General features: G+C 43.7%; 6 protein-coding genes and 1 pseudogene. 4 read left to right on the forward strand and 3 right to left on the reverse strand.

The genetic code is table 11. The features are described 5' to 3' along the window. Positions 1 to 167 precede the first annotated feature (167 nt). Positions 168 to 1,496 (forward strand): phosphoribosylamine--glycine ligase, encoded by a 1,329-nt coding sequence (purD, locus tag JMX82_RS12965; protein WP_201540854.1) that lies wholly within the window; start codon positions 168 to 170, stop codon positions 1,494 to 1,496. 298 nt (positions 1,497 to 1,794) lie between these two features. Beyond that, a complete protein-coding gene (locus JMX82_RS12970; RefSeq protein WP_201540850.1) occupies positions 1,795 to 3,195 on the forward strand; it encodes an ABC1 kinase family protein in 1,401 nt (466 codons plus the stop codon). 134 nt (positions 3,196 to 3,329) lie between these two features. Here JMX82_RS12970 and JMX82_RS12975 read toward each other — a convergent pair whose 3' ends face one another. After that, positions 3,330 to 4,007 carry an SAM-dependent methyltransferase gene (locus JMX82_RS12975; RefSeq protein ID WP_201540851.1) on the reverse strand — a complete coding sequence of 226 codons (678 nt, stop codon included), beginning with the start codon at positions 4,005 to 4,007 and terminating at the stop codon, positions 3,330 to 3,332. Positions 4,008 to 4,216: 209 nt separating this feature from the next. Between JMX82_RS12975 and JMX82_RS12980 the strand changes: the two genes are divergently transcribed. Then, positions 4,217 to 4,408 (forward strand): DNA gyrase inhibitor YacG, encoded by a 192-nt coding sequence (locus JMX82_RS12980; RefSeq protein WP_201540852.1) that lies wholly within the window; start codon positions 4,217 to 4,219, stop codon positions 4,406 to 4,408. Positions 4,409 to 4,455: 47 nt separating this feature from the next. Continuing rightward, entirely contained in the window at positions 4,456 to 5,637 is a 1,182-nt protein-coding gene (locus JMX82_RS12985) for an aspartate aminotransferase family protein (protein ID WP_201540853.1), read from the forward strand. Positions 5,638 to 5,751: 114 nt separating this feature from the next. Here the strand turns inward: JMX82_RS12985 and JMX82_RS12990 are convergent, their stop codons facing one another. Together JMX82_RS12990 and JMX82_RS12995 are read right to left on the reverse strand one after the other, a co-directional pair. Then, positions 5,752 to 6,651 carry a LysR family transcriptional regulator gene (locus tag JMX82_RS12990; RefSeq protein ID WP_045448120.1) on the reverse strand — a complete coding sequence of 300 codons (900 nt, stop codon included), beginning with the start codon at positions 6,649 to 6,651 and terminating at the stop codon, positions 5,752 to 5,754. A 234-nt stretch (positions 6,652 to 6,885) separates the two neighbouring features. Further along, positions 6,886 to 7,444, reverse strand: a pseudogene (locus JMX82_RS12995) (DNA polymerase III subunit gamma/tau); the annotation flags it as partial.

Here is a 7,444-nt window from a genome sequence, read left to right on the forward strand (position 1 = left end):
TCGATAACATTTGCTCATGAGACAGGTTTTTCCGTTTATTGATGATTAATTGCTGGCAAGTGGATACTCATGGCAATCAGTACGACTTTTTTGTTAGAATATGCCAGTATATTTGAGAGTGTGTGGCTAACTCATAACTAATTTTAATGCTAAGGGCAAGACGTATGATGAATATTTTGGTGATTGGTTCAGGTGGTCGCGAACACGCGCTAGCATGGCAATGTGCAAAAGACGATAAGGTCAATAATGTCTACGTCGCGCCTGGTAATGCTGGTACAGCGCTTGAACCTAAATGCCAAAACGTTGTCCTAGTATCGACAGATGAGAACGCTAGTGAGCATAGTGCAATCATCGATTTTTGCCAAAACAATGCCATTGATATGGTCATTGTTGGACCAGAAGCGCCTTTGGTCACTGGTATCGTTGATGCTTGCCGCGATGCTGGTATTAAGGCATGGGGACCGACCGCTTACTGTGCGCAGTTAGAAGGCTCCAAAACCTTCGCCAAAGAATTTATGGAGCAAAACAATATCCCTACCGCAGCCTATAAAGGCTTCACGGAAGCGGTAGCTGCCAAAGCTTATATCGATGAACAAGGCGCACCCATTGTTATCAAAGCCGATGGCCTTGCCGCTGGTAAAGGGGTCATCGTCGCAGAAACTATCGAACAGGCATATGAGGCCATCGATGATATGCTTGCGGACAATAAGTTTGGTGATGCAGGCAGCCGCGTGGTGATTGAGCAGTTTTTGCAAGGTGAAGAAGCCAGCTTTATCTGCATGATTGATGGTAAAAATATCTTGCCAATGGCAACAAGCCAAGACCATAAACGGGCTTTTGAAGGCGATACAGGTCCGAACACAGGCGGTATGGGAGCATACTCTCCTGCGCCAGTGGTCACTCAAGATGTCCATGAAAAAGTCATGGCCCAAGTCATTCAGCCAGTGGTTGATGCAATGAATAATGCTGGTCACCCTTATACGGGATTTTTATATGCAGGTCTCATGATTGATGAAGCAGGTGACCCTTATGTGATCGAATTTAACTGCCGTTTTGGTGATCCAGAAACTCAGCCTATCTTGATGCGTTTACAATCATCAATGGTAGATTTGGTGGCACAAGGTCTAGCAGGACAGTTGCCTAGTGATGCTCAATGGGATAGCCGCCCTGCCCTCGGTATCGTCATTGCTTCAAAAGGCTATCCTGAAACATCATCAAAAGGTGATGTAATTGCTGGCTTGCCAGAACTAGATGATAATAATGACAACGCTGTCAAAGTCTTCCATGCTGGCACTGCTTTTTCTGACAGCGATGCCATAGACCGTGAAAAAGAAGTGGTGACGAATGGCGGACGTGTACTATGCGTGACTGCTCTTGCCGATAGTATTTCAGATGCTCAGCAAGCCGCACTTGCGGTAACAGGTGCGATTAGTTTTGATGGTGCACAGTATCGCCGTGATATTGGTCATCATGCCATTGCTCGTGAAAACAGTTAAAAATCAATATTACTCAGGCGAGAGCTGTTCGCAGTTTTAGTCTGATACATCAAATTATTCTTAGCTTTTATGATTCGACCTAGCATCATGCTAGGTCTTATTTTTTGATATTATTTTTTACGAAGTGATAATCTGCAAATATATACTGCGGCTTACAAAGTAACTGCTATTGGCAAGCTTAGGCTCATCAACCAAATGTGCTTTATATGATACAATTTTGTACTCGTACATCGCATCTCCCTTGTATTGTAGGTTTTGAACCCACAAATCAATACCAACTGGATGAATGATTATATTTATGGCAAATGATACGTCTAAACCTTCTAGCACCAAGCAATCCATCGATAACTTAAAAACCTCAGGGTTTGATAGACGAATGTCGATTGCTAAAACCTCCTTAAATATTGGTCGCCGCTGGGCGGGTAATAGTGTGTCTGGCATGTTCTTAAATAAAGAAGCACGCACAGCACGCAACCAAGTATTTATGGAAGCCCAAGCAAATTACCTCGCAGAAGAGCTAGGTAAGCTAAAAGGTTCGGTCGTCAAAATTGGTCAAATGCTAGCGATTTATGGCGAACATATTTTACCACCAGAAATCACCCGTGCCTTGCAAACGCTCAATGACGATACCGCTACGCTATCATGGCCAACCATGCAACAAACCCTGCAGCAATTATTGGGTGAAAAACTACATGAATTAGATGTCGATACGGTTCCTATAGGTACTGCGTCGCTCGCTCAAGTTCATCGAGCCACCGTGATTGCAACTGGCGAGCAAGTTGTATTAAAAATTCAGTATCCGGGTGTTGCTGATGCGATCAACTCAGATCTTGCTTTATTTAAGCAACTATTAAGAGTGAGTAATATCGTTCCGCAGACCCGTTCGCTCGATGCTTGGTTCGAAGAGATACGTGACCTACTCCATCATGAGGTGGACTATGAAGCTGAAGCCGCGACGACAGAACGGTTTTATGACCGTCTGAGTAATGATCCGCGTTACATAGTTCCCAAGATTAATCGCACTTATTCCAAAAAACGCCTACTCTGTATGTCTTATGAGCCAGGTATTACCGTAGTTTCTGAGGCATTACAATTATTACCTCATGAGCGTCGGAACGCTATTGGTCAGGCGGCCATCGAAATCATGATGCAAGAGATTTTTGTGTGGGGCGAAATGCAGACAGACCCTAACTTTGGTAATTATCTGGTTCGTGTCAGTGAAAATGAAGGCGATATCGATAAATTAGTATTATTAGATTTTGGTGCTATTCGTCAATTTGATAACAACCTTTTGACCATTGCGCATGGCTTACTAAAAGCTGGTTACCGCCATGACCATCAGGCGATGATGCTTGCGATGACGGGTTATGACTTCTTTGATAGTATGAGTGATAAAGTACGCTCTGATATGGCGTCACTATTTTTATTGGCAACCGAACCGTTTAGTGATCCGGCGACCAATCCTGATATTCCTACCGATTGTCTAGATAAGGACGACCGTTATATTTGGGCGAACAGCAAACTCCACTCTCGCCTCTCAACACAAGCCACAAAAGCGATGCAGTCTTTTGAGTTTAACTTACCACCAAAAGAATTTATGTTTATTAGTCGAAAATTTATTGGTGCTTACACCTTTTTGACGGTGCTTAACGCTTATACTGATTCCGATACCTTAGTAAAACCTTATTTATGGTCTTAATGTAAGAGTAAGTAATTTTTAAACCGCCTTTTAGTGGCGGTTTTATTTTTTAATATTTTATTTGCTTAGGCTATTTTACATATTACAAATTAGTACTTATTATTGGCAATATTGGTCTTGATTTATTACTTAGGCTATTTAACTTGATTCACAGTGTCGGCCTGCCACTCATCAAACCTAGTTTTATAACCCTCGGGCTTACGCATAATAAGTTCCCAGCATACCTCTCCACGGGCTAAATATTTTATTTCAAAATGCGTGCGCTGACTGTCATCAGCGACTTGATAGCGCTCATTAGGCAACGACCATATCTCCGTTGCTCGCTGCTCTGCATTATTGATATAGGCTTCGATGTTGGTTACTAGTACCACCTCTCCACCTACTTGCAAGCGCGACAATAGAAACTCGAAGAAAGGCATGTTTAGCCATTGCTGGTTGGGATTGTGCTGTTCAGGATTGGGGTACAGTATGAAGATTTGACTGACGCTATTGGGTTCAATGGCATGCACAATCCATGCGATCGCATCAGCATGAATGGCAGTTAAATTCGGTGAATCTTGTAGCACTGCCAGTTTAGCGAAAGCGTCAAACTTATTGCGCGTACGTTCGATCGCAATCAGATGCTTATCGGTATTTTTTGCGGCGAAACCAAGCGCATGCTTACCCTTCCCTGCACCAATTTCTAATATTAAAGGGACAGCGCTTTTATTGTCGTGAATGATATTTGGCATAATAAAATCACGTGGTGCTGAAAGCTTTTCTGGTTGAAATGCTCGCTGTTGCTGATGTGTAAGCTCAATATTATCGGTCATCTACTATCCTTAAAGTATTTGTCTTTTGCCATTATTCAGGCGCATGCTATTATATAGCCAATCCACTTCAATAGTAATATGGCGACAGCGAGTAACGCGCTATCGTAGTCTATCAAGCGCATACGAGATGAAAATAGATGCAATTACCGACTGCCGCTCGCTAATGACGTTCATCATACAAATAAATTGAGGATACTCCCACCCTTATCATGACTGAATCTACCCCCCACAGCTCCCCTAAAACCTATCCTTGCCCACGTTGTGGTACTAAAACAGCATGGCAAGACAATAAATACAAGCCGTTTTGTAGCAGTCAATGCAAACTTATCGACTTAGGTGCATGGGCAAATGAAGACTATACCTTACCTGCAGAAACCACGCCTTTTTCTGACGAGCTATAATCAACACCTTCTCTTTTAACTAATTTATCATCTTAAGGATGTTTTATATGTCTGCTACTTATCTGATGCCCACTTATAACCGTCAGCCAATCAGCTTTACACGCGGTTCAGGCAGCTGGCTATATACCAAAGATGACACGCCTTATTTAGATGCGCTGACTGGTATTGCTGTATGCGGTCTAGGGCATTGCCACCCGCAAGTGACTGACGCCATTCAGCAGCAAGCAGCGACTTTAGTACATACCAGTAATTTATTCGGTATCGACTGGCAAGAGCGTGCGGGTGAAGTGCTATGTACAGCCGCCCAAATGGACAGTGTGTTCTTTGCCAATAGTGGTGCTGAAGCGAACGAGGCGGCGCTCAAATTGGCGCGTCTATATGCCTATCAGCAAGGTTTTAAACGCCCAAAAGTCATCGTTATGGAGCAGTCATTCCATGGTCGTACCTTACTATCATTGTCAGCCACCGCCAACCCAAAAGCCCGTGAAGGGTTTTACACATTAGATGAGGACTTTATCCGTGTACCCTTTGGCGATATTGCCGCGATTAAGCAAGCCGCGCAAGATCATGATGAAATTTGCGCCATCTTTGTAGAGCCTATTCAAGGTGAAGGCGGTTTAAATACTGCTGCCAACGGATTTACGTATCTTGAAGAACTACAAGCAGAGTGTGAAGCCCACAACTGGCTATTTATGCTGGATGAAGTGCAAACAGGTAATGGTCGTACGGGTAAATACTTCGCTTATCAACATAGTAATGCGCGTCCTGATGTATTGACGACAGCTAAGGGCTTGGGTAACGGTTTTCCAGTAGGCGCGTGTATGGTACGTGGCCGCGCTAATGGCCTGTTTGGTGCTGGTAGCCATGGTTCTACTTATGGCGGCACGCCGCTCGCCAGTCGTGTGGTACATAGCGTGTATGACGTGTTGGCTAACAGTGATATCATGACCAATGCCGTAACCGAAGGGCTGTTTATTCGTGAGACGCTGGTCGATACACTAGGACAATACAGCGTCAGCAGTCGTGGTGCAGGTATGATGATTGGTATCGCTTTGCCTGAAGACATGGACTGTAGTCAGTTGGTTGATCGTGCGCGTGATGAGCAAAAGCTAATCATCAATGTCACTGGTGGGCATGTTGTGCGCTTGCTACCGCCGCTTAATATGAGCCGCGATGAGAGCACACAAGTGGCTGAGCGTTTGATTGACTTGCTAAAACCATCATTTTAGATGATTGGTCACACTAGACGCTAACACTAAAAAAGCCTATAGATAATATGTCTATAGGCTTTTTGCTTTTGGAGGCTTTAAACTACTCTCTACGGTGCATTATTCAAACGTCATCTAATTAGCATGAAAATACTTTTTTAACACCTCTAAACAGCGAGTGATTTTGGCTGGCTGTTGATCACGGTTTAAGGTGACAGCATATAGTACAAAACTTGGTAATTGATAACCGGTCAACACTTCGACCAAATCACCATTTTCAAGCTCTTTTTTGATGTCCATTTCCATCATTCTAACCAAGCCATGACCTTCTTTTGCCAAGGTGGTCGCCATAAAGACATTATTGGTATAAATGCGTGAATTCATTTTCGTACGCGTCTTTTTACCCGTTTCTGTCTGAATGAGATCAATTTGATTGGCATCTTTCATGATTTCAATACAAATCAGCTGATGGTCAGCCAAATCTTTAGGCGTCTGCAGTTTGGTATGTTGGCGTAGGTACTGCGGTGAAGCAACCAACATTTGGCGCACATCGGTCAATGGATGACTGCTGAGGCTCGAGTCATTAATCGATGGACTCATACGAATCGCAATATCGATCCGCTCATCAATCATGTCAATATAGTGGTTGTCTGCTAGATAGGTAATGCTAAGATCATCATGTGCCGCCATCCACGTAGAGAGTGCCGGCAAGATGTGATTAACGCCAAGCTCCGGTGTTGTCGCCACTCGTAAGCTGCCTGCCAACTCATCACGCAACTGATTGACCTTAATCCGGCCTTGTTCAGCAGCACTTACCACATCCTTTGCGGCTTCATAAAAGCTTTCACCAGCTTCTGTTAAGCTCAGCTTACGAGTTGAGCGGTGTAATAGCACGACGCCCAGCTCATTTTCTAATGAGCGGATTTGCTGACTGACTGCACTGGTTGTAATGCCAAGCTCACGTGCTGAGCCACTAAAAGAGCCATGTCCAACCACACTGGCGAACACAGCCATACCACGTAAATTATCCAACATATTCTCACCTAAACTTCATTTCAGTTTTTAATATAACTTAACCATTATAACGAATCTTAATTTATCTTATCGTTATTAAATATTTCTCTCTTGTTTAAAAAAGCCCATTTACTCTGCAATAAAAACAAAAATATCAAGGCGATAGTACAACATCGCCTTGATATTTTATATGAAAGTTGTCTTTAATAACTATATAGACTTTTAAATAATTTTAACAACAGTTTTTCTGACTGTTTAATACAACTGAATCTTACCCATTTTTCCTTCACCGCGCTCATTCAAATACTGCATCACAGGCGTAGCAAGCAGTCTTGCTTCTGCAACCGTTTTGGCATGCACCAAGCGCTTTTGTTGGCGACGCTCAGGCGTCTTATCCTCTGCTTGCATGACGCTGCCATCGATTTGCAAGTCAATTTCTGCTTGGGTGAACTGCTGTTGCAGTTTAGCCGCTAATTGCTGAAAAGTGGTTTGTAAGTGCCGACTATCTACACTGGTTATAAATATTGCCTTGCCATCGCATAAGCCCGTCATCATGCCTTGACGCGCAAGTGCCAATTCGTCTTGAGCCAATATCTCCGCTTCACGAGCCGTTTGTAGCCAATAATCCCATTTTTCTGGTGTCCACTCACCAAGCAGTTCTTGCGGTGAGCAACGCAGCAAAGTACGAGGATCATCCAGTTGCGTTGTTAACTGAGAATTATTTGCATCAGGCTCAACAACGGGTTCAGGCTCAACAACGGGTTCAGGCTCAACAACGGGTTCAGGCTCAACAACGGGTTCAGGCTCAACAACG

The sequence above is a fragment of the Psychrobacter sp. 1044 genome, from assembly GCF_904846525.1.
Taxonomy (GTDB): Bacteria; Pseudomonadota; Gammaproteobacteria; order Pseudomonadales; family Moraxellaceae; genus Psychrobacter.